The sequence below is a fragment of the Paenibacillus sp. FSL R5-0923 genome, from assembly GCF_038009145.1.
GTDB lineage: Bacteria > Bacillota > Bacilli > Paenibacillales > Paenibacillaceae > Paenibacillus_AQ.
This window is the reverse complement of sequence record NZ_JBBPAT010000001.1, coordinates 3,363,338-3,386,352: the sequence shown is the minus strand read 5'-3', so window position 1 is coordinate 3,386,352 and position 23,015 is coordinate 3,363,338. Positions and strand designations below refer to the sequence as shown.

General features: G+C 43.5%; 23 protein-coding genes. All 23 read right to left on the bottom strand.

The features are described 5' to 3' along the window. Positions 1-288: 288 nt before the first annotated feature. Complete coding sequence (gene proS / locus MKX35_RS15135) at positions 289-1,737, bottom strand: proline--tRNA ligase (RefSeq protein WP_042189419.1); 1,449 nt, start codon at positions 1,735-1,737, stop codon at positions 289-291. A gap of 25 nt (positions 1,738-1,762) precedes the next feature. Beyond that, on the bottom strand, positions 1,763-3,037 hold the full coding sequence (rseP, locus tag MKX35_RS15130) for an RIP metalloprotease RseP (protein ID WP_042189420.1): 1,275 nt from the start codon (positions 3,035-3,037) through the stop codon (positions 1,763-1,765). A 248-nt stretch (positions 3,038-3,285) separates the two neighbouring features. Then, positions 3,286-4,425: a 1-deoxy-D-xylulose-5-phosphate reductoisomerase gene (locus MKX35_RS15125; protein WP_042189421.1), complete on the bottom strand. Its 1,140-nt coding sequence runs from the start codon at positions 4,423-4,425 to the stop codon at positions 3,286-3,288. 20 nt (positions 4,426-4,445) lie between these two features. Beyond that, entirely contained in the window at positions 4,446-5,249 is an 804-nt protein-coding gene (locus MKX35_RS15120; protein WP_042189422.1) for a phosphatidate cytidylyltransferase, read from the bottom strand. Positions 5,250-5,270: 21 nt separating this feature from the next. Further along, positions 5,271-6,038, bottom strand: a complete 768-nt coding sequence (locus MKX35_RS15115; protein ID WP_042189423.1) for an isoprenyl transferase — start codon at positions 6,036-6,038, stop codon at positions 5,271-5,273. A 78-nt stretch (positions 6,039-6,116) separates the two neighbouring features. Further along, on the bottom strand, positions 6,117-6,671 hold the full coding sequence (gene frr / locus MKX35_RS15110) for a ribosome recycling factor (RefSeq protein WP_042189424.1): 555 nt from the start codon (positions 6,669-6,671) through the stop codon (positions 6,117-6,119). Then, positions 6,671-7,399: a UMP kinase gene (gene pyrH, locus MKX35_RS15105; protein WP_036688491.1), complete on the bottom strand. Its 729-nt coding sequence runs from the start codon at positions 7,397-7,399 to the stop codon at positions 6,671-6,673. The genes frr and pyrH overlap by 1 nt, the downstream gene beginning before the upstream one ends. Before the next feature lie 105 nt (positions 7,400-7,504). Next, a complete protein-coding gene (gene tsf, locus MKX35_RS15100; RefSeq protein ID WP_042189425.1) occupies positions 7,505-8,155 on the bottom strand; it encodes a translation elongation factor Ts in 651 nt (216 codons plus the stop codon). A 132-nt stretch (positions 8,156-8,287) separates the two neighbouring features. Next, positions 8,288-8,989, bottom strand: a complete 702-nt coding sequence (rpsB, locus tag MKX35_RS15095) for a 30S ribosomal protein S2 (protein WP_036688493.1) — start codon at positions 8,987-8,989, stop codon at positions 8,288-8,290. A gap of 161 nt (positions 8,990-9,150) precedes the next feature. Next, positions 9,151-9,759, bottom strand: a complete 609-nt coding sequence (locus MKX35_RS15090; protein ID WP_076299233.1) for an endolytic transglycosylase MltG — start codon at positions 9,757-9,759, stop codon at positions 9,151-9,153. Next, positions 9,756-10,334: a hypothetical protein gene (locus tag MKX35_RS15085; RefSeq protein ID WP_076299234.1), complete on the bottom strand. Its 579-nt coding sequence runs from the start codon at positions 10,332-10,334 to the stop codon at positions 9,756-9,758. Before MKX35_RS15085 ends, MKX35_RS15090 begins: the two co-directional genes overlap by 4 nt. 39 nt (positions 10,335-10,373) lie before the next feature. Then, complete coding sequence (locus tag MKX35_RS15080; protein WP_042189428.1) at positions 10,374-10,685, bottom strand: hypothetical protein; 312 nt, start codon at positions 10,683-10,685, stop codon at positions 10,374-10,376. Between the two features lie 149 nt (positions 10,686-10,834). Further along, positions 10,835-12,238 carry a DUF342 domain-containing protein gene (locus MKX35_RS15075; RefSeq protein ID WP_076299235.1) on the bottom strand — a complete coding sequence of 468 codons (1,404 nt, stop codon included), beginning with the start codon at positions 12,236-12,238 and terminating at the stop codon, positions 10,835-10,837. 28 nt (positions 12,239-12,266) lie between these two features. Next, positions 12,267-13,055 (bottom strand): FliA/WhiG family RNA polymerase sigma factor, encoded by a 789-nt coding sequence (locus MKX35_RS15070; protein ID WP_042189430.1) that lies wholly within the window; start codon positions 13,053-13,055, stop codon positions 12,267-12,269. Positions 13,056-13,243: 188 nt separating this feature from the next. Continuing rightward, the gene (locus MKX35_RS15065) at positions 13,244-13,654 is read right to left on the bottom strand and encodes a hypothetical protein (RefSeq protein WP_305953479.1); all 411 of its coding nucleotides are present in this window, start codon (positions 13,652-13,654) and stop codon (positions 13,244-13,246) included. Between the two features lie 2 nt (positions 13,655-13,656). Continuing rightward, complete coding sequence (locus MKX35_RS15060) at positions 13,657-14,154, bottom strand: chemotaxis protein CheD (protein WP_076285426.1); 498 nt, start codon at positions 14,152-14,154, stop codon at positions 13,657-13,659. Next, positions 14,147-14,740, bottom strand: a complete 594-nt coding sequence (locus MKX35_RS15055; RefSeq protein WP_371915738.1) for a chemotaxis protein CheC — start codon at positions 14,738-14,740, stop codon at positions 14,147-14,149. Before MKX35_RS15055 ends, MKX35_RS15060 begins: the two co-directional genes overlap by 8 nt. A gap of 36 nt (positions 14,741-14,776) precedes the next feature. Then, positions 14,777-15,238 (bottom strand): chemotaxis protein CheW, encoded by a 462-nt coding sequence (locus MKX35_RS15050; protein ID WP_076285425.1) that lies wholly within the window; start codon positions 15,236-15,238, stop codon positions 14,777-14,779. 27 nt (positions 15,239-15,265) lie between these two features. Next, positions 15,266-17,338, bottom strand: a complete 2,073-nt coding sequence (locus MKX35_RS15045) for a chemotaxis protein CheA (RefSeq protein ID WP_076299236.1) — start codon at positions 17,336-17,338, stop codon at positions 15,266-15,268. A gap of 34 nt (positions 17,339-17,372) precedes the next feature. Next, positions 17,373-18,704, bottom strand: a complete 1,332-nt coding sequence (locus MKX35_RS15040; RefSeq protein WP_076299237.1) for a protein-glutamate methylesterase/protein-glutamine glutaminase — start codon at positions 18,702-18,704, stop codon at positions 17,373-17,375. Between the two features lie 33 nt (positions 18,705-18,737). Then, complete coding sequence (locus MKX35_RS15035) at positions 18,738-19,619, bottom strand: MinD/ParA family protein (RefSeq protein ID WP_076299238.1); 882 nt, start codon at positions 19,617-19,619, stop codon at positions 18,738-18,740. Continuing rightward, positions 19,616-20,977 (bottom strand): flagellar biosynthesis protein FlhF, encoded by a 1,362-nt coding sequence (flhF, locus tag MKX35_RS15030; RefSeq protein ID WP_076299239.1) that lies wholly within the window; start codon positions 20,975-20,977, stop codon positions 19,616-19,618. The genes MKX35_RS15035 and flhF overlap by 4 nt, the downstream gene beginning before the upstream one ends. Further along, a complete protein-coding gene (flhA, locus tag MKX35_RS15025; RefSeq protein WP_042189438.1) occupies positions 20,974-23,007 on the bottom strand; it encodes a flagellar biosynthesis protein FlhA in 2,034 nt (677 codons plus the stop codon). The genes flhF and flhA overlap by 4 nt, the downstream gene beginning before the upstream one ends. Positions 23,008-23,015: the final 8 nt, after the last annotated feature.

The following is a 23,015-nucleotide window of genomic DNA, read 5'->3' as shown; positions in this document are numbered from 1 at the left end:
GTTGTCGTCTTTTAAAGACGATAACTGTTTCTCGTAAAAATATAAGGATAAAGTATAGTGTGAAACTTATACTTTCTTATATTTCAAGCATAAACGCCTTCGGCGTCCTTATGAGGACGGTAAGTGTTTATGCGAGAAATAAAAGGATAATTTATTACGTAAGCCTATAAATTCTTATATTTTAAAAAGCTTCTGGATTCAAAAAGCATTGGGTTTTTTCGGCCCGCTGACTCCTCTCTCCAGAAGCTAGATTAAAATACTACAAGACTGTTGATCGGTACCAAAAGATTAATATGCCTTTGCAAAAACCACAGTATGCTCAGCTGGTTTACCACAGCAAATGCAGACTTGTTTCTTCTCCGCCGGATCGAAAGGAATGTTACGGCTACCCGCACCTGTCTCTTCCTTAACTTTGGACTCGCATTCTTCGGAACCACACCAGCCAGCTAGTGCAAAGCCGCGTTTTTCTTCCATTGAAGCTTTCATTTCTTCCAAGGAATCTACAGAATAGAAATGGTCCTCACGGAATTTCAGGGCACGTTCGAACATTTCATTATGAACCTGCTCGAGCATTGCTTGTACCTCTTCAACAAGGTTCTCCTGCTGAATTACCTTCTTCTCACCTGTGACACGGGATACGATAACGCAAACGCCATTCTCCATATCGCGTGGTCCAAGCTCCAAGCGCACAGGTATACCGCGCATTTCATATTCATTGAACTTCCAACCTGGCGTTACATCCGAACGATCATCCACACGTACACGAACACCTGCGTTCTTCAGCTCCTTGAACAGCTCGTCTGTCCGTCCAATCACGGCTTCGCGAGTTTTAGGAGGTCCGATCGGAATCATAATCACTTGAGTTGGCGCTACCTTAGGTGGCAGAACAAGACCACGGTCATCGCCATGCACCATAATCAGCGAACCAATCAAGCGTGTAGTGGATCCCCATGAGGTCGTATGCACATATTCTAAATTATTGTCGCGGCTCAAATACTGGATCTCAAATGCTGTTGCAAACTTGGTACCCAAGTAATGTGAGGTAGCAGCCTGAACAGCACGTCCATCTTTCATCATCGCTTCAATAGAATACGTATCTACTGCACCAGCAAAACGCTCGGAAGGTGTCTTTTGTCCAGTGATCACCGGAATGGCAAGGAATGTCTCGGCAAAATCACGGTAGTTATCCAGCATCTTCATGGTTTCTTCACGAGCTTCGGCTTCATTCTCATGCGCAGTATGCCCTTCTTGCCAAAGAAACTCAGTAGTGCGGATAAATGGTAAAGTACGCTTCTCCCAACGAACCACGTTCGCCCATTGATTGATAAGTACAGGAAGGTCACGATAGGACTGAATCCATTTGGAATACATATGCCCGAACATGGTCTCAGAAGTAGGACGGACAGCCAGACGTTCTTCAAGCACGTCTCCACCAGCCTCAGTTACCCATGGCAGTTCGGGATTAAAGCCTTCAATATGATCCTTTTCCTTTTGAAAGAAACTCTCTGGAATGAACACTGGAAAATAAGCATTACGATGCCCAGTTTCCTTGAGGCGACGGTTCATTTCCTCCTGAATATGCTCCCATATTTCATAGCCCTCTGGCTTAAATACGATACAGCCACGAACAGGAGAGTAGTCCATCAAGTCTCCTTTTTTTATAACATCAATATACCAGCGTGAGAAATCCTCGCTTTGCGGCGTGATTTCCGTAACGAATTGCTTATCTTTTGCCATGTAATGGAATGCCTCCCGAAGAAAATTAGCCGCTGATCAAACGTAAAATATCATTATACGTAACAGCAATCATTAATAAAAATAACAGTGCAAATCCGACAAAGTGAACCATACCTTCACGACTCGGATCTACAGGTTTACCGCGTAATGCCTCCACACCTAGGAACGCCAGACGGCTTCCATCGAGTGCTGGAATCGGTAATAGGTTGAAAATCCCCAGATACAAGCTTAGGATAGCAGCCCAATAGGTAAGATACTGAATGCCTTGTTGGGCAATTTGACCGGTTACTTCAAAGGTACGAACCGGACCTCCAATATCATCCATATTGAATTTATTGATCAATTGCTTAAAGCCCAGAAAGATAGCTTCCGTCGTATCGACCATAGCTTTACCTGAACCTGTCAACGTCTCTCCAACCCCTGCTTTGCGGGTAGGAAGCTCAGGTGTAATCCCGATTTTACCGCCTTCTTGTCCCTCCATGCTACGAGGAACGAGAGTCACATTAAGGGTCTCATCACCACGTTGAAGCATCCATTTCATTTCTTTCCCTTTGGACTCCGAGGTTAAGTCAATCATTTTTTGGTAATCGGCACCAATCTTCTCACCGTTGATGGAGACAATAATGTCACCCTTCTGCAATCCCGCCTCTTGTGCAGGCATTCCTTCAGAGACATCACCGATCTTAACATAAGTAGGATTCTCCACCGGAATTCCAACCATTTGCAAATGGATGGCAAACAGAACAAAGGCTAACAGGAAGTTCATCACAGGACCCGCAACAATAGCCAATGCACGCTGACCCACGGTTTTACTACCGAATTGACGATCTTTAGGCGCAATTTGAGTCTGTTGCGTTCCTTTAATCATCATCGCTTGAGGATGAACATCATAAGTAGTAACTTCGCCATCCACATCCAAGCGGATTTGCAGATCATTTTCAAGATCAGTATGCAAAGCCTCACCACGGATTACATTTTTACGTGTATCCAGTGCGTCCAGATAAATATTTTTCACTTTGTTATCCTGACCGAGTCTTACTGCAATGGTCTGTCCTGAGCCAATTTCAATAATTTCTGGATCTTCACCAGCCATCCGAGCATAACCGCCAAAAGGCAGTAAACGCAAAGTGAACTGTGTCTCATTCCGTTTATAAGAAAACAGTTTCGGACCGAAACCGATAGCAAATTCCCTCACGAGAATACCGGCGCGTTTGGCAAAATAATAGTGACCCCATTCATGTACAGTCACCAGGACAAAAAACATGAGCACCGTTAATAAAACGACTTGAACCATTTCCAAACGTATCATCCCCCTTTAGGTGTAAGACCGAAGTATGTCCTCTTAATTTATCATTATTCTCCGATCAGGCACAAGAGAATCAACTGTCCCAACCTATTTTTAGGGCAAAGTAAGTATTTCCAGTCAAGCAATAACGCCATCGGCGTCCCTTAAGGAGACGGTACGCGTTTAACGCGAGAAATATAAGGATAATGTATAAAGTGAAACTTATACTTTCTTATATTTTTAAAAAGAGATCTTTCTACCTTCTACAGCGTTGCTGCCAGCTCACGAACACGCTTATCACAGGATTCAATTTGTTCCAAATTCGGATTGTCCTCGTTAATATGACGATGCAGCACTTCACCGATGATCTCCTCAATGCGCAGGAATGGGATCTCATGACTCAAGAAACGAGCAACAGCAATTTCATTCGCAGCATTAAAAGCAGTAGTAGCTGTCCCTCCAGCTTTTCCACAATCCATGGCTAGCTTAAGCGCAGGGAATCGTTCATAGTCCATTTCTCGGAAAGTCAAACGTCCAACTTCAGCTAACGACAAACGCTGTGCCGGCGATTCCCAGCGTTCGGGATACGTGAGCGCATATTGAATCGGGACACGCATATCGGGATTACCAAGCTGAGCAATAATGCTGCTATCGCGGAACTCCACATATGAGTGAATGATACTCTCTGGATGCAAAAGTACATTTACTTGTTCATAAGGTAGACCAAATAGCCAATGCGCTTCAATCACCTCAAGCCCTTTATTCACCATTGTAGCAGAATCAATCGTGATTTTCGCGCCCATGCTCCAATTCGGATGACGAAGTGCATCTTCTACTGTTACATTCTTGAGTTGATCACGAGTGAAATCCCGGAAGGATCCACCAGAAGCCGTTAAAGTGATGCAAGCAATATCCGCGAGATTCTCACCATTTAAGCACTGAAAAATAGCAGAATGCTCGCTATCAATAGGTAACAACTTAACACCCTTACGATTGGCTAGATCAGTGACGAGGTGTCCTGCCGTTACCAAAGTCTCTTTATTAGCTAGTCCAATATGTTTGCCTGCTTCGATCGCAGCTAACGTGGATTGGAGGCCTACACTACCCATAACAGCCGTTACGACCATTTCGGCATCTCCACCAGCTGCCACCTCAACAAGACCTTCATTCCCGCTGTATAGCTGTATGCCAGAAGGCAGACTGGATCTAATCTCATCTGCCAACTCCTTTGTTGCAACAGAAACACGACGAGGATTAAACCGACGAACTTGTTCCAGCAATAACGCTGTATTCGTTCCAGCTGCCAAGCCATCTACTTGAAAAGAGTCTGGGTGCATAGCGATGACATCTAGAGTCTGAGTGCCGATCGAACCTGTGGAACCAAGAACACTTATTTTTTTCATAGTTATACCCTCTCCTTCCGTTAATAGTAAGGCATGAGCGTTAGGATATGTACGAATGGAAATACGATAATCCAGCTGTCACATCGATCAAGAATACCACCGTGACCTGGCAGAAGTGTGCCTGAATCTTTGATACCATACGCACGTTTATAGGCAGATTGCACAAGATCACCAAGCTGACCCAAGACCGCACAAGAAAGCCCTATAAGCAGCGCTCGTCCTATCGCTAGATGTTCAGGAGCAAATATTGCAAACACGATCGCGATTAGCATCGAGATCAGTACCCCACCTACTGCACCTTCCACCGTTTTGTTGGGACTGATGGCTGGCCAAAGTTTGTTCTTCCCCATGCTTCTTCCAACAAAGTAAGCCCCGGCATCACTACCCCAAATGCAGAAAAGGAGTAAAAAAGTCCAGAACAAACCATGTCCGTCATCCGATGCACGAGCCATGGCCATATAAGAAAAACCCATTCCAATGTATACTATACCAGTAAACAGCAAGGCTGTTACTCGAATATCTAATTTATTTTTAGTAAAAACTGTAACTAAAAGGAACAACAGCAGCAGAATCCAAATTCCTTGTTCCCACGATAAGGGTGCAGAGATCCCAAGCAAATTCCAAGGGATCATAAAACTTAGAATGGCTGCATAACCAAGAACGGTAGAACCGGAAAGCGCAGGTATCCCTATCATTTTCACAAATTCATAAAACCCGATAAAAGCCATGGCAGTAAGTAACAACTGGTATGGCCAGTTTCCCAACACGCATAAGCCTAAAAATAGTGCTCCGGCAACAATTCCGGTAATCAATCGCTGCTTCAAAGGTTTCCATCTCCTATCAAGCTACTTCAGTCCACCATAACGGCGTGTACGGCGTTGATATTCAGCAACTGCCTGATGCAAATGCTCCTTATCAAATTCAGGCCAATACACATCAGTAAACCACAGCTCACTATAAGCAAGCTGCCATAGCATGAAATTGCTAAGTCGCATTTCTCCGCTTGTACGTATAAGCAAATCCGGATCTGGTAACCCACCAGATAACATTCGGCTATCGATTAGATCAGTCGTAATATCTTCCGGTGACAAAGCCCCTGATTGGATGTCCTTACCAATGCTGCGCATGCAGTCCTCAATTTCTTTACGTCCCCCATAATTAAGAGCAAAATTCAATATAAGTCCAGTATTGCCCTGTGTTCGGGAAACCGCTTCTTCCATAGCCTTGCGTGTATATGAAGGTAGTGCATCAGTATCCCCCATCATACGTACTTGGACATTCTTCTCAATCAGTTCATCAAGCTCAATGGCTAGAAACTCCACTGGCAAGCGCATCAGATAATCGACTTCTTCCTTTGGTCGTTTCCAATTTTCTGTCGAGAACGCATACATCGTCAAAAACTCAACACCCAGTTCGTCTGCAGCGATTGTAGCACGTTTAACAGCCTTCATGCCATTCTGATGACCCACAACGCGCGGCAACCCGCGACGCTTAGCCCAACGCCCATTGCCGTCCATAATAACAGCCACGTGCCGGGGAATGTTATCCGGTGAAATCTCGACTGGCTGTTGCCTGTCTTTACGGCTCAGCCACGCTTGAACCCGTTTGATCATTTCCGTTTCCTCCAAGCTCTTATCAGAAAGAGACAAACCCCACCATTAACGGAGGGGCCTTAAGTCTCTAGAATATCTTTATACTTCCATAATCTCTTTTTCTTTGGATACAAGCACTTTGTCGACCTCGGCTATGAACTTATCCGTTGTCTTTTGAATGTCTTCCTGATGGCCACGGGACTCATCTTCCGAGATACCGTTTTTCTCCATCTTCTTAATATCATCGTTGGCATCACGGCGAATGTTGCGGATCGCTACTTTCGCTTCTTCACCAAATTTCTTCGTCAATTTCACCAAATCCGTCCGACGTTCTTCAGTCAGCGGAGGGATAGAAAGACGAATGATTGTGCCGTCATTAGCAGGCGTCAAACCGATATCCGATTTCATAATCGCCCGTTCAATGTCAGACATCGATGTTTTGTCCCACGGCTGGATTAACAGTGTCCGGGAATCCGGAGTACTGATGTTCGCCAGCTGATTGATTGGAGTTGGGGAACCATAATACTCAACTTGAATGCGATCTAGCAGTGATGTTGTTGCACGTCCTGCACGCAATGTTGCCAAGTCACGTTTCAGCGATGAAATCGCTTTTTCCATACGCTCTTCGGCATTTTTTTTGACCGATTGTGGCATTAATCTACACTCCCTTTAACAATCGTTCCGATCTTCTCACCGAGAACGACACGTTTGATATTGCCTTGTTCAGTAATGGCAAATACAATGAGCGGTATATTATTATCCATGCATAGAGATGAAGCTGTGGAATCCATAACACCAAGGTTTTTGTTTAGAACATCCATGTAAGTGAGCTGTTCAAATTTCTCGGCTGTGCTGTCTTTAAACGGATCTGCTGAATATACACCATCAACCTTGTTCTTCGCCATCAGAATAACTTCTGCTTCGATTTCTGCTGCTCTAAGTGCTGCAGTAGTATCTGTAGAGAAGAAAGGGTTACCTGTGCCTGCTGCAAAAATAACAACACGGCCCTTCTCCAAGTGGCGAATCGCACGACGACGAATGTATGGTTCAGCAATTTGCTGCATCGAGATCGAAGTCTGCACTCTTGTTGGCACATCGATTTGTTCTAATGCATCCTGAAGAGCAAGTGAATTCATTACTGTTGCCAGCATGCCCATATAATCTGCAGTAGCGCGATCTATGCCACTTGCACTACCAGCGATCCCGCGCCAAATGTTACCTCCACCACAAACAATCGCAACCTGAACGCCAAGCTCTACAACTTCCTTGATCTGTTCAGCGATGGAAATAATCATGTCGGCATCAATACCATATCCGTTTTGTCCTGCCAAAGACTCTCCACTTACCTTAAGGACTACTCTCTTAAATACCGGCTGTTCCAAATGTATACCCTCACTTTCTGCAAAAGACGGAACACTACGTGTACGTGTTCCGCTCTTCTGATGCTTGCCTTTATTCAATTCTTCACATTTATGATGAAGCTGATATTAATTATTTACTTGTGCCATAACTTCTTCAACAAAGTTATCCACTTTCTTTTCCAAACCTTCGCCTAGTTCAAAACGAGCAAAACGACGGATCGAGATGTTTTCTCCGATTGTGCTGATTTTTTCGTTCAGCAATTGGGAGATCGTTTTGTCTGGGTCTTTAACGAAGGTTTGCTCAAGCAAGCAATATTCTTCGTAATATTTACCAATACGTCCTTCAACCATTTTTTCAATGATTTTCTCAGGCTTACCTTCATTCAAAGCTTGAGCTTTCAGGATTTCTTTTTCTTTTTCTACATCTTCTTGTGGAACTTCTTCACGACGAACATAACGTGGGTTTGCTGCAGCGATTTGCATAGCGATATCGCGAGCAAAATCCTTGAAGGAATCTGTTTTACCTACAAAGTCAGTTTCGCAGTTGATTTCTACAAGTACACCAATACGGCCGCCAGCGTGGATGTAAGATTCTACAACGCCTTCAGTAGCAATACGTCCTGCTTTGTTTGCTGCTGCGGACAAACCTTTTTCACGAAGCAATTCAGCCGCTTTAGTGATATCGTTATTAGCTTCTTCAAGCGCTTTTTTACAATCAAGCATACCAGCGCCTGTTCTTTCACGAAGTTCTTTTACTGCTTTTGCATCAACTGCCATTGTTTATTCCCTCCAGGTAATTGTCGTTTTCTTACATTATTCAAGGCTTTTATCCTAAAAAAAGGGCAGTGAGAGGTTATCCACCTGCCAACCACCCTTTTCATTTAAGTTCTTGTATGTGTTAGTCGCTACTTAAGCAGTAGTTGTGTCTTCGCCTTGGTGAGCTTCAACAACAGCGTCTGCCATTTTACCAGTCAACAATTTCACGGCGCGGATAGCGTCGTCGTTACCTGGAATTACGTAGTCGATTTCGTCTGGATCACAGTTAGTATCAACGATAGCTACGATTGGAATACCCAATTTGCGAGCTTCTGCAACTGCAATACGCTCTTTACGCGGGTCAATGATGAACAACGCGCTTGGTAGACCTTTCATGTTCTTGATACCGCCCAAGAATTTTTCAAGACGATCTTTCTCTTTGCGAAGAAGGATAACTTCTTTCTTAGGTAGAACTTCGAAAGTGCCGTCCTCTTCCCAAGATTCCAATTTCTTCAAACGATCAATACGTTTTTGGATAGTTTGGAAGTTAGTAAGAGTTCCGCCCAACCAACGTTGGTTAATGAAGAACATACCGGAACGTTCTGCTTCTTCTTTCACGGAATCTTGTGCTTGTTTCTTTGTTCCTACGAATAGGATTGTGCCGTTGTCACCAGCGACGCTTTTCACAAAGTTGTAAGCTTCTTCTACCTTCTTGACTGTTTTTTGCAAGTCAATAATGTAAATTCCGTTTCTTTCAGTGAAGATATAACGATCCATCTTTGGGTTCCAACGACGAGTCTGGTGACCGAAGTGTACCCCAGCTTCTAGAAGCTGTTTCATGGAGATTACTGCCATCTTCACACACCTCCTAAGTTTGGTTTATTGTGTGTCTCCTCCGCCGTGCGTCATCTTTCAGCAAGACTTTCTTCAGAAGAAAGCACCCCTTGTCGAAATCAACCGGCGTGTGTTTTAACACCGTCAATTACTATACCATATTTTATTAGTGTATGCAACGATCATTGAAAACTTATTAATTTTTCTAGTATAGAATCTAGACTCTCGTCTTTATTAAAGGTGTAAGAACCCGATTGAATCTTCGTATTGATCTGACGTTGATTGGCGGCTTTAAGAAAACTAGCCTTGTCCTTAATGACTTCAGCCTTCTGCAAAATATCTGCTGTTTTTGTCAGTGTGCTACCTGAAGGTATACGAACAACAACCCCTGCATTCGCAGTGGCTTTAGGCTTATCAGGTGCAACAGCAGATGGTGCAGTAGTGACCTCTGGCTTCTCAATAGTGCCTTCTTTAGGCGTTGAGGGCTCTTTAGGAGGGACAACCTTATTGGGGTTATCAGATACTGTAGGCTTAGAAGGTTCCACATTCTCCGTACTTCCCTCATTAACGCCGTATGTCTTCTCACCTTGAACAGCGTCCTCCAAAGCAGACTCATCAGAAGGAGGTTCAGTAGATTCGTCGATAACCTTCAAGTTCAATTTCTCAGCACCTTGTATTACCTGTTCCTTGGTGAGTGGAGCCGCTCCACCGGATATCATTAACTGAAGTAATAGTGCGCCTGCAATTAGCCCTGTGCCAAGACCGAACAAAAAAGAACGGTTCTTCATCATACCGATTCCTCCTGTTTGGCGAGTTGCAGAATCAGTTGCACTTCTCCCCGCTGAAGTCCAGCCGTCTTGGCAATGGAGTCTATCGATTTCCCCTGCTCATGTAGTTCAAATAATCTTGGATACCGCAATTTAATAGAACTAATGGGTTTCGCTTTCACTTCTGGTTGTATTGAACTCAATTCAGCTCCGGCAGACGAGTCTCCGATCGCCGCAACCTTAGCATACGAACCCTTCTCAACCGAAACTTCCAACTCTCTTAACCGCTTTTCTTCGTTAGTTACTCGGCCTTCTAGTAATAAAGAGCTTTGCTGTAATTCTGTCAATTGATGCTGCAAATCACTAATCTGCCCTTGCATTGCTACATGATTAGTTTGTGATTGCTGTTTAATACTGCTGACCAACTGTGCTAGCTCTTCATTCTCGCGCTCTATGTCAGCCATATATAGCTCAAGCGCTGCCTCCGTTTCTTTGAGGCTTTGCTGCTCTGCTTTTCCTTCCTTCATACGCGCCGGAAGTAAAAGGGCATAAAGAATAGCGGCGACACCTACTAGCACAATATACACCCATGGTTGCAAGTGCCTTATCTCCTTTTACATATCAAATATAATTACTTATTAAAGACTCAGATCAATGCGCTGTCCTTTGTAAGGATGTTCCGCATCACGAGTGCCTGACTTCGAACGTTTCTCCGAGGAAGGATTCCCTCCGGAATGATGATTGCCTTTATCTCCGCCATCGCGTAAAGCAGACTCAGAAGATTCATCCACTTCAGCGCTTCGCATGGTCATTTCCTGACTTTGTTTCACATTTTGTCCGGCCAGTTGATGCTGATCAATAGCGGGGCGCTGCTGAGATTCATTCTGAACCTTACCCGCTTCCGTAGTCCGAGGTAGTGCAATTTGCAGTTCCACTGGTTTTAGGCTCATCATAACCCTCTTCTCATAAGAAGAAACGATGTTGTCGTCTTTATGAAGACGATAACCGTTTCTCGTAAAAATATAAGGATAATGTATAACGTGAAACTTATACTTTCTTATATTTCAAGAATGGCCGGCCGCTATTGCTGCCCGCCCGATTAATTGTATGGCGTTAAGGATATATCACCTTCACTATAAACAAACACAACTCGTTCTGTGGGGTCCTTTACAAATCGTGTATATCTACCGATCATAATTTTGGATCCGCCATAGATCGTTTTGATCACTTCAACTCTAGCTCTGCCTGTATCTTCTAGCATTCTTTCAATCTCTAGTACACGTTCTTTAATTCTTTTTTCCTCACGTTGATGAGACTGTTTGGTAGCATTCAATTTAACGCGAAGTGCCACTTTATCTGCAGGGAGTTGACCATTCGTTGCCAATTGATTTAATAGATACAACGCTTTAGACGTTTTGTCCTCATTTTCAAGTAATTGACGCAGTGATTGACGTAGCTCGTTAATCTCATTTCTGAGCTCAGGTACTACTCCTACCTCAATAGAAGTCGCTGTGGACATGGTATTGCCTATGGTACGTGCTACGACTCTTTCCCCAGACTGTACAGTTCCGCCAACTATCAATCCCTTAGCTCCGTTACAAAGAACGTCTCTGCCCGCACGAATATTAGAATGCATAATGCTCTGGGATACAATGACATCTTCACCAGCTGTTACATTACCATCTTGAATGAAAGAGACCTTAACATTTTTCCCAGCAGTTACATGTCCTTTGTTATAGCCGATAATTCCACCTGTAATTTCGATAGATCCCCCAGAGATTAATTCCGCTCCTTCAACTCCACCAACTACACGAATATCACCGGCGGACTTTACAGAAAATCCTGAAAGTACGTTTCCTCGAATAACAACGGTACCTACAAAATCAATGTTCCCAGTACTGTAGTCCACATCACCATTCACTTCATAGACAGGAAATACATTGATTTTACCGCTATCGGTTAAAGTAACAAGACCGTCAATTGCGGCATACATCGAGGTTCCATTGTTATCAACGAGTACGTTCTTGCCCACTTTAAAATGAGCTTCCCTTCCAGCTCTGAAAGCAAGCTCATCACCAGTTACAGTCTTACCATGCTTACCAGGCTGAGCAGGGATAATTCTAGCTATCAGCTTTCCTTTGAGGACGTTACGAAGCCGAACTAAATCCTTATAATCCACCTTACCATCCGCTTTTTCAAGCGGCTTGCGATCCTCTTCCAGATCAACAGTAAGCATAATACTTCCGTCGACTCCATTTACTGCAGGTTCGCCTGTAGCAATAGCGACTTTACTCCAAAAAAACTCCTCCGGATGACTACAAATACGTCCAACAATATCACGCTGGACCCCGTAGCGAATATTGTGACTGTGCAGGAAGCTTTCCAATTCTGTAGGAGAGCAGGAAAAATTCTCATCCTTTTTGGAGAACTGCAAGTACGCGATCCCTTTGTCATCCGAAAAAGTAATACTTAAGTACTGATCCAAAGCATTTTGACCGATCAATTTTGCTCCCCCTTGTCACCACTAACGGTTAATCGTTCTGCATAAGTAGATCGCGATTCTTCTCAAGCGTTCCCCTCAGCCGCAAAATAGCCTTGGAATGAAGCTGCGAAATCCGTGAAGGAGATAGTGACATGACCTCTGCGATTTCGCTCAATGATAAATCTTCATAATATAAAAGGGACACAACGGTCCGTTCTTTCACCGTTAATTTCTCAATACCTTTGGTGAGGGCTTCGCGTAAGTAGAACTCATTTACCTTGCTATCAGGATTCTTAGCTTTATCGTCCACCAGTATGGACATTCGGGTCTCTGATTCCTCTTCACGAATCGGGTCTTCCAGTGAACATAGTGACATTACAGCCACATCCTGCAACATATTTTGAAATTCAGTTACACTAATATTCAGGTATAGACTCATTTCCTCATCACTAACGGATCTCAAATACTTCTGTTCCAACTGCTGATAAGCGTCCTCGATTTTTTTAGCTTTTTCTCGCACAGATCTAGGGACCCAATCACTTTGACGTAAGGAATCTAAAATCGCACCACGTACGCGCCAGGAAGCATAGGTTTGAAACTGCAATCCCCGTTTGTAGTCGAATTTTTCAATCGCATCAATTAATCCCATTACTCCATTGCTGGCTAAATCATCTTTAGATACATTTTTGGGCAATCCCACAGCCAAACGGCTGGATACATAATCAACAATATGGAGATAACTCTCTATCAGCTTCTTTTTGGCTTCAGGGTCACTGTGTTCTTTCCACTGTTCCCATAGCTCGTCAGTTTCCAATTGAGAAGCTTTACGCTCGTTCAATAGCTTTCACCCTTCCCAAAGTTTAGTCAGAGAGCTTGTCGCGGCGAAACCTGCCTAGTCACAAGCATAAACGCCTTCGACATCCTTATGAGGACGGTAGCGTTTAAGCGAGAAATATAAGGATAATGTATAAAGTGAAACTTATACTTTCTTATATTTAAGATAACCGATTCCGCCACAGCGCTCGCTTATTCTTCTTTCAGGTGACGAACGGCCTTGGCCAATTCTTCAGGATCTTTCATAGAGACTAGTTTTGGGGGTGTGAGCGGCTTGAACCCCTCACTGTTCCCACTCCCTTGTCCTGGCTTCGGTTTGAGTAGATTAATTAACTCTTCATCCTCATTAGGGGTACTGATGTCTAGCTTTGCACCAAGTTCTTCTCCCTCAACATCCTGTTCATCCAGAGGTGATGATTGATACACGATAAAACCCAATACCCATCTTAGGAGGAAAGCAAGCAGAAACCAGATGATAAATCCTAATAGGCTTCGTAATAAACTAGTACCGAGAACATTATTACTGTAGGTTACAAAAAAAGTGAATACAAAACCTATCAAACCAAACAGCAAGTTTATAAAAATGTTTCCTATCATCTTCATATTTATATTTCCTTAGCGCCTTTTTGCACACTGCGGATGAACAATACACCAGTGTTGCAGGCAATTTCTATCGTACGGCCATAATTACCGCCCGTGTCTTCCGCAATTAACGGAATTTTCAAATGCTCAAGAGCAAGTTTACAAGATTCAACATTACGAGGCCCGATCCTCATGGTGTCGCTCCCCCCGGCAAAGGCAAACATTTGTGATCCTCCTGCCATCTTGGCTACGATCCGACTCCGAACCGCACCAAGTTCCAGCAAACGGGATAAGAGCTCCGGCACTGCAGTATCTGCAAACTTAGCGATGTTTAATTGCCCTTCCCTAGCAATCTCAGAAGTAGGGAGCATCACATGCGCCATTCCCGCGAGTTTTTTTCCAGGGTCAAACAATGTCAATCCCACGCAGGAGCCAAGACCCGTTGTACGAATCAAACTATCCTGGCTTCCAATGTTAAGATCTGCCATCCCTACTTTAATGATGCTTTGTTCTTCAATCATTTTCAAACGGAACTCCTAGCGATTTGAAGATTTTCGGGAATGATTCCGGATCGGGAATAAGGAAAAATTGCCCTTCAATTTCGTTTTTCCCCTCAAAAAAAGTAGTATCGATCAACAATGCATCGTCACCCATTTGCCCAAATTGCAGCAAACCGTAGCTTAGGATGGCTCCAGCCATATCCATAGCAAGTGCAGGAACTGTTGGATACATAGAAAGTGAGGTAAAGTCTGCAAGAGAAGATAGGTACGATCCTGCTAATATATTTCCAATTTCACTCAGCGCGGAAAGTTCCATTTCTCCAAGTTCTTGGTCACTCAAAATCTCGATGCCTGCAATGCGACTGAGTAAGTTCAAAGCGGCTTCCGGAGAAAGTATGAAAAACAGGTTGCCCGGAGCTTCTCCCTCCACACGTAAGAAAACTGCATATACTAGTTCTTCAGCTCCACCAACTTTGTCCGTAATCTCTTCAAAGTTGAGAAGCTGTACCTTGGGAACAGCCATATCAATCGGCTTATTCAAGAGCTGTGATAATGCGGTGGCTGCATTCCCAGCTCCAATATTCCCGACTTCCTTAAGCACATCCATTTTAAAATCCTTATAGTGCTTAAATAATTCCACAGGTTAGCCCTCTAGGCTTTCTAATTGAACGATTTCGCCTTTGTTAAGCACTTCTGACAGATTAAGCATAATCAGCAAGCGCTCTTCACCTATCTTAGCCACCCCATCTAAATACTTCGCTTTGATGCCGCCAACAACATCTGGAGGTGTATCGATAGAATCCCTGTTCAAATCTATTACATCATTTGCTGAATCTACAATGAAACCTACTTCCATTTCATTAACAGATACGATAATTACACGTGATTGATCTGTTTGCTCCGCCTCTTCGATCCCAAAGCGGCCTCGAAGGTCAATCACAGGGATAACAACACCACGTAAATTAATTACACCCTTGATAAACGAATACGTTTTAGGCACACGAGTTATTGGCATCATGCGCTCAATGGTTTGTACCTTCTCAACTTCGATACCGTATTCCTCTGAACCTAATTTGAACACTATCACTTTAATATCTTCAGCCATGGAACGAACCTCCCTGTTCTATCCTAGTTATTTAATAAAAGCGTTCGGATCAATAATAAGTGCGACTTGGCCATCTCCAAGTATCGTTGCGCCAGATATCCCTTGAATTTCAGGTAAATATTTACCCAGATTCTTGATAACGATCTCGTTCTGACCAATAAAATCCTGTACAGCTAAGGCTACAAGACGTTCTCCCTTACGTACAACTACGATCTCTGTCTCTTCTTCAGTACTCTCATCATAATCAGGTACCGAAAATAGACGACTTAGAGAAACTAGTGGAATATGAGAATTCCGGAACTCTATCATTTTGTTGCCATGAATCGTACGGATTTGAGTGTTCTGCACGATTCCAGTTTCCACAATAGAGGATAAAGGAATGGCATACTTCTCAGAACCCAATCGAATAAGCATGGCTGCAATAATAGATAGAGTAAGTGGCAACTGAACTGAAAAATTCGTACCTTTGCCTGGTGAAGAATAGATCGTTACATTACCACCCAGGGAAGAAATCTTAGATTTTACTACATCCAGTCCTACGCCACGACCTGAGACATCAGAAATAACTTCTGCCGTGCTGAAACCTGGTGCAAATAGTAATTGATAAGCTTCATCATCCGTCATATTCTTCGCTTGCTCTTGCGTGATCACGCCTTTTTTCACAGCAGATTTCAAAACCTTCTCTGGATAAATGCCTGTTCCATCTTCCTCAATTTCAATGAAGACATGATTTCCGCTGTGGAAAGCACGTAGATGAACTGTCCCAGTCTCTGGTTTACCAGCAGCAATACGGTCAGCAATGGATTCAATTCCGTGATCAACCGCATTACGCAATAAATGTACAAGTGGATCACCAATTTCATCAATTACCGTCCGGTCAAGCTCTGTTTCGGCACCCGTTACAATTAGATCTACTTTCTTGTCCAGCGACTTAGCTAGATCACGAAGCATACGTGGGAACCGGTTAAATACGGTATCTACTGGAACCATACGAAGCTTCATCACAATATTCTGGAGATCTCCGCTTACTCTGCCCATATGCTCGACAGTTTCCGTAAGATCACCATTCTGAACCTCAGAAGCCAGCTGTTCTAAACGAACTCTGTCAATCAGAAGTTCACTAAATAGATTCATGAGCACATCTAAGCGTTCGATATCTACACGAATCGTACGTGAAGGCGCCCCTCCTGTTTTAGTTGCTCCCGGCTTATTAGCTTCATCTTTGGTAGGCAATGGTTTAGATGCTACTGAAGCAGCTGGAGCTGTTTCCTCTACAGTGGCTGTTGCGGCAACCTCTGACACGGCAGCTGCCGTTTCTTGACCAAGCATTTTCAAGGATTCTTGATCTAGTGCTACTGCTGTTACTTTATCAATCTCAGACAAATTCATAATCATTGCCTGAATCTGATCAGCGTTTTTTTGGGTTATGTAATAGAGTGAGAAGCTTTGGTCAAATTTCTCTTGTTCTATATCTTGAACGGATGGGAAGGATTTAACTACTTCCCCCGAACGTTCGAGCAGATCAAACACCATGTATGCACGTACAGCCTTAAGTTGACAATCCTTACGGATCGTTACGTCCACATACAATGCATGATGCCCTTCCTGAATCGATTGTTCTAGAACAGAAAATTGGAACTCATCTAAATGAATCGGAGTTTCAGCTGCTTGTGCAGCAGGTATATTAGCAGCAGATGCTGTACCGCCTTCAACAGGAATCTCACCCCGTACGATAGCCTGTAGGGATGAGACAATGGCTGATACATCTGCTTTACCTTCGCCACCGCTAGTAATATCCTCAACCATAGACTCTAAGGCATCCAAACTTTTGAATAACGTATCAAAAATGAAATCCTGCATGCGCAGCTTGTTATTACGTACAAGATCTAACACATTCTCCATTTGGTGTGTAAGTGAAGCCAAATCTTCAAAGCCCATAGTCGCTGCCATACCTTTTAAAGTGTGCGCAGAGCGGAATATGACCTGTACGATACTAAGATCCTCAGGATTCGCTTCCAGCCCCATCATGCTCTCGTTCAATGACTGCAGATGATCATTCGACTCATCAATAAACATGGATAAATATTGGTTCATGTCCATAGTAGAGCACCTCCCCTTCGAGTTCGCTTTTCCGTTATTTAACGGCTTGCACTAGCCTTGGAGCAATTTCTTGCAAAGGCAGTACATATTTGACGCACTGCAATTCCACCGCAGATCGCGGCATCCCGTAAACGACACAGGTCTCTTCACTTTCAGCAAATGTTGAGGTAACCCCTGAGTCATAGAGAGATTTCATCATCCTAGCACCATCACTACCCATCCCTGTCATCAGCAACACGTGCCGATCTAGAGATGTGAGTGGAAGCAATGATTCGAATAAAACATCCACTGAAGGTCGGTGGCCATTTCGCGCCTCCTCCTTCGTGAGTACAACTGCATATTGCCCTTTAGATGTTGGGGTAACTTGTAAATGATAGCCTCCAGGCGCAATGTAGGCTGCTCCTTTTCGTAATATCATCCCCTGCTCTGCTTCTAACACTTCTAGCGGACTGAATGTATTCAGACGCTGGGCTAGTGATTTCGTAAAGTTAGGCGGCATATGCTGCACAATGACAATAGGAGCTGGAAAATCCGCTGGAATTTTCTCCAGGAGTACCTTCAGTGCACGAGGTCCGCCTGTAGAACAACCGACAGCAACTAATTTGTGCAAATTCTTGCTACCAACCATTCGATCCGGAGAAAGTCCCGGAGGCTCAGAAGATACCTCCACTAAAGACTCTATCACCGGTTTGGGCGGAATTGGTTTATTCTCTACTTTAGTCTTTGGTTTAGACTTTTCGATTAACGGTGTTTTATCAGAGATGATTGGTTTGGTTGCCTTTTTAGGGATAATACTATCTACTGGCTGTTTCCCCCGAGGTTTTCTCATTCCTTCATCTTTGAGAGAAGATTTAAGTGCTGCCTTGGATTTGTCCGGTAACAATCTAGGTGCAGTCGGCAGTAATGGCTCTAAAGGCGTGATGTCAGGCATCCTAAAAGCAGATGCTCGCGCTTCACGTTGCTCTCGAGCCAACATAGCTTCTTTCATTTGCTCTCTTAGGGATTCCCCTACGCCCGTTATATCCTGGGAATTTGATATTGAAGGTTTACGAATGAAATCAAAAGCGCCCCATTCCAGTGCAAGAATGGTTTCCTTCATGCCCTCTTCATTGATGCCTGACAGCATAATCACTGGCAGCGGATCTGACGCCATTATTATTTTCAGCGCTTCCAGGCCGTTCATCTCCGGCATTTCCACATCCATAGTAACTAGATCCGGCCGAAGTTTATTTATTTTCTCGATAGCCTCGCGACCGTTTGTAGCTGTTGCCGTCACCTGAAAGTCAGCGTCATTTTCAATTAAATCGGAAATGATCTTGCGCATAAATGCAGAATCATCAACAACCAAAACTTTATATGGCTTCATATCATTTCCACCTCTGTTCCAGATTCAGAACAATTATTTACTTCGCTTTAACCATTTATGGATAAAGCCTTTAATACCTTGAACTTTTGTTTCTTTTTTACCATCTATGGTCAAATAACTTAGGGCTAGCCGATGTATATCTTTTGCAGCAACACTGTTTGGAAAAGCCAATGAAAATGGCGTCTGCCTTTTGACAGCCTGCACTACATGGGCATCTGAGCTTATATGACCAAGATAGGAAACATCTAATTGCAAAAAACGACTGGCCGCCATACGGATCTTATCACTTGTCACTGATGCTTCTCTCTCATCACCCGCTTGATTCACAATCAGTTTAAAAGAAATCTCCGGATACGTCCGATTCACAACCTTCATTAATGCGTAAGCGTCTGTTATAGCAGTTGGCTCTGGTGTTGTAACTACTAGGCAATCGTCCGCAGAGGTTATAAACTTCAACGTTTCCTTAGATAATCCAGCACCTGTATCGAACAAAATATAATCCATGCTGTCCGCAATAAGGGCTATCTGGGCTGTGAAATAATTAAGGTCCGATTCCGAAAGAGAAAATAACTCATCCATGCCCGATCCACCAGCTATAAAAGGTAGCCCGTTCGGTCCTAACTGAATAATCTGCTCAATATCCGCTTCTCTTTTTAACAGATGATATAGGTTATACTTCGCCGACACGCCCATTAACACGTCTATGTTAGCCATGCCAATATCTGCATCGAACAGCAATACTCTCTTTCCCATTGCTTTTAAAGTTAAAGCGAAATTAAGTGTAAAATTCGATTTCCCTACGCCACCTTTACCACTACAAACAGTAATGATACGGGCGGATGTTTCCCCTTTTTCAGCTAGTTTAGGCTCCTGACTGGATACAAGCTGTCTCAAGGATTGTGCCTGATCCATCATGATTCACCTGTTCCAAGAAGCATCTCACTAAGTTGTTCTTTGGAAGCCATCAATAAATCGTCAGGTACATTTTGACCATTGGTCATATAAGATAATGTGAGAGGGAAATCATTCAGGACGTTAAAGAGTGGTCCATAACTTCCCGTCTCATCTAGCTTGGTAAAAATAACTTTATCCAGCTTGTACCTGCCGAAATGCTCTGCAATCAATTTCATATCACGGCTTTTCGAAGTTAAGCTGAGTACAAGATAGGTCTCACTTCTTAATTCCTTCGCTAGCAAGCTTTGCAGTTCTGCTACAAGCATATCATTACGATAATTCCGTCCAGCTGTATCCATAATTACAAGATCACAACTCTCCAATCGAAAGAGTGCTCTTTGTAAATCTCCGGGAGATTGTACAACCTCTAGCGGAACATTCAGGATAGCTGCGTATGTACGCAACTGCTCCACAGCTGAAATTCGATACGTATCAGAGGTGATAAAACCAACCTTGCGTCCGTTTTTGAATAGCTGTTCAGCCGCAAGCTTGGCTATGGTAGTAGTTTTTCCTACTCCTGTGGGCCCTGCAATATATACGATTTGGGTATCAGGTGCAATTCCATCAGCGATTCGCCCTGACAGGAATCCATCGAGCTGTTCTTTTAAGGACTCCTGAAATTTCTCAGGTCCCCAAGTACGCCCTTCATCCGCCCAACGTTCGGAGATATTACTGATCCACTCCTCAACAAGGACAGTATCCATCTCCTGCTCAATCAAAAGATCTCTAAGCTGCTGGAGACTATCCGGTAATTCTCTTGCCCCTGAAGACTGCCTCGCGATTCGTTCCATCCAAAGCTTCATATCTCTAATTTCACGAAAAACATCATTCTCCAGCGCCGAGGCAACCTCTGGCGTTTGATCTAACCCTAAAGATTCATATAAGGCTGATACAGAGGTAGTTTCATCTGGATTGGATTCAAGCGATTTCTGATCAGGCTCTGGATGTTTGGTTATCGATTCTTTTACATCAATAGCTTCCGACAAGGCAGCGGCGATTTCCGCAAAGGACCGAGGCTCTTCCGGCTTTTCCAACGTTACAGTAGAAGCAGATGATGAAGATGAAGCTTTTTGGTAAGCTTGCGGGACAGCGCTGCGCGGAATGTTCATCGCAGGCTTCACAGGCTTTTCAGGAGCACTCTCCTTTTGAGCTTTTTCAACAGCCGCTACTACCTCTATTTTTTTCTTTTTAAACAATCCTAAAAATCCGCCAATCTTAATTTCTTTAGTACTTAAAATTACAGCCTCGCTTCCAAGCTCACTACGAATGGAATGCATGGCGTCAGGCATCGTATCGACCACATAACGCTTCACTCTCATAAATTCACCACTCCGACGCTTTGTATTTCAATGTTAGGCTCTAGTTCGCTATAAGACAGTACAGGAATATCCTGCATTGTCCGTTCAATCACCTGCCGCAAATACATACGAATGGTTGGTGATGTGAGTACAATGGGCTGTTGTCCTGACTGCAGCAGTCGATTGATCTGTTCACTTAACCGCTGATAGATCGTTTGAGTCGATGCTGGATCCAATGCCAAATAACTGCCCTGTTCAGATTGCTGCACACTCTCAGAAATTTTCTTCTCTAGGTTAGGTCCTACCGTAATAACTTTCAGAGTCTCTCCAACTTGCGAGAATTGCTGAGTAATCTGTCTGGACAAGGATTGACGAACATATTCGGTAAGAATATCAGGATCCTTGGTGTACGTCCCGTAATCCGCCAACGTCTCAAAAATAGTAACCAAATCCCTGATCGATATTTTCTCGCGCAGCAGCTTGGCAAGTACCTTTTGCACATCCCCAATCGCTAATACCGAAGGAATAAGATCATCAACAAGCACTGGATAATTGTCTCTTAGGTTATCCACCAACATCTTAGTTTCTTGTCGTCCTAACAACTCATGTCCATAACGCTTAATCAGCTCCGTCAAATGAGTTGCAACAACGGATGGTGGATCTACCACGGTATAGCCGGACAATTCAGCCCGCTCTTTAACCGATTCGTCAATCCACAACGCTGGAAGTCCAAAAGATGGTTCAATGGTCTCAATACCGTTTATAGATTCATCATCATAGCCTGGACTCATGGCTAAGTAGTGATTAAGTAATAATTCACCGCCGCCGACAGTATTTCCTTTAATTTTTATGACATATTCATTCGGTTTTAGTTGAATATTGTCGCGAATGCGAATAACAGGCACTACAAGACCCATTTCAAGTGCACATTGCCGTCGAATCATGATGATACGATCTAGTAAATCTCCACCCTGACCTGTATCTGCCAAAGGTATAAGACCGTACCCGAACTCGAATTCAATAGGATCTACAGAGAGTAAATTAATTACACTTTCCGGACTTCGTACCTCTTCAATCTGTTTCTCTTCAACAAGCTGCTCTTCGGCAATCTGTTTTCGATTTAAATTTTGTCCCATACTATAGGCTGCAAAAGCCAGCAAACCAGCTAGCGGGAGCGTAGTAATCATATGTATAGGTGTAAAGAGACCTAGAAAAGCAACAGTAACTGCAACAATATATAATAACTTTGGATAGGAGAGTAACTGACCTGTTAATTCTTCTGCCAGATTACCTTCCGATGAAGCTCTAGTAACGATAAGACCTGCTGCAGTCGAAATGAGCAAAGCAGGAATCTGGCTGACTAGACCATCCCCGATCGTCAATACAGAATAAGTAGATAACGCAGTGGAGAAATCCATTCCGTGCACAACCATACCGATAATAAAACCACCAATAAGATTGATCAACAGGATAATGATACTCGCAATCGCGTCTCCTTTAACGAATTTACTCGCACCATCCATGGCTCCGAAAAAATCCGCTTCCCGTTCAACATTGCGGCGACGCTCACGTGCCTGTGTTTCATTAATCATGCCTGCGTTAAGATCGGCATCAATACTCATCTGCTTGCCGGGCATCGCATCCAAGGTAAATCTCGCCCCTACCTCAGCTACACGCTCTGAACCTTTAGTAATAACAATAAACTGAACCACTACCAAAATCAGAAACACGATAAATCCAACGGCAATTTGTCCACCGGCGATCCAGCTTCCGAAAGTAGATACCACGGAACCGGCATCTGCGTAAGTCAGGATCAATTTCGTTGTCGAAATGTTTAGTGACAGACGAAACAATGTCGTAACAAGCAATAATGAAGGAAAAATTGAAAATTCGAGCGCATTCTTCGTGTTCATAGCAACTAATATGATAATTAATGCTATAGAAATATTAATAACTAGCAAAACGTCCAAAAGCCAGGACGGGATAGGCAGAATCATCATAAGCACAATACCGATGATGCCTAGCAAAACTGTTAAATCTTTAGCTTTCAATGTCCTAA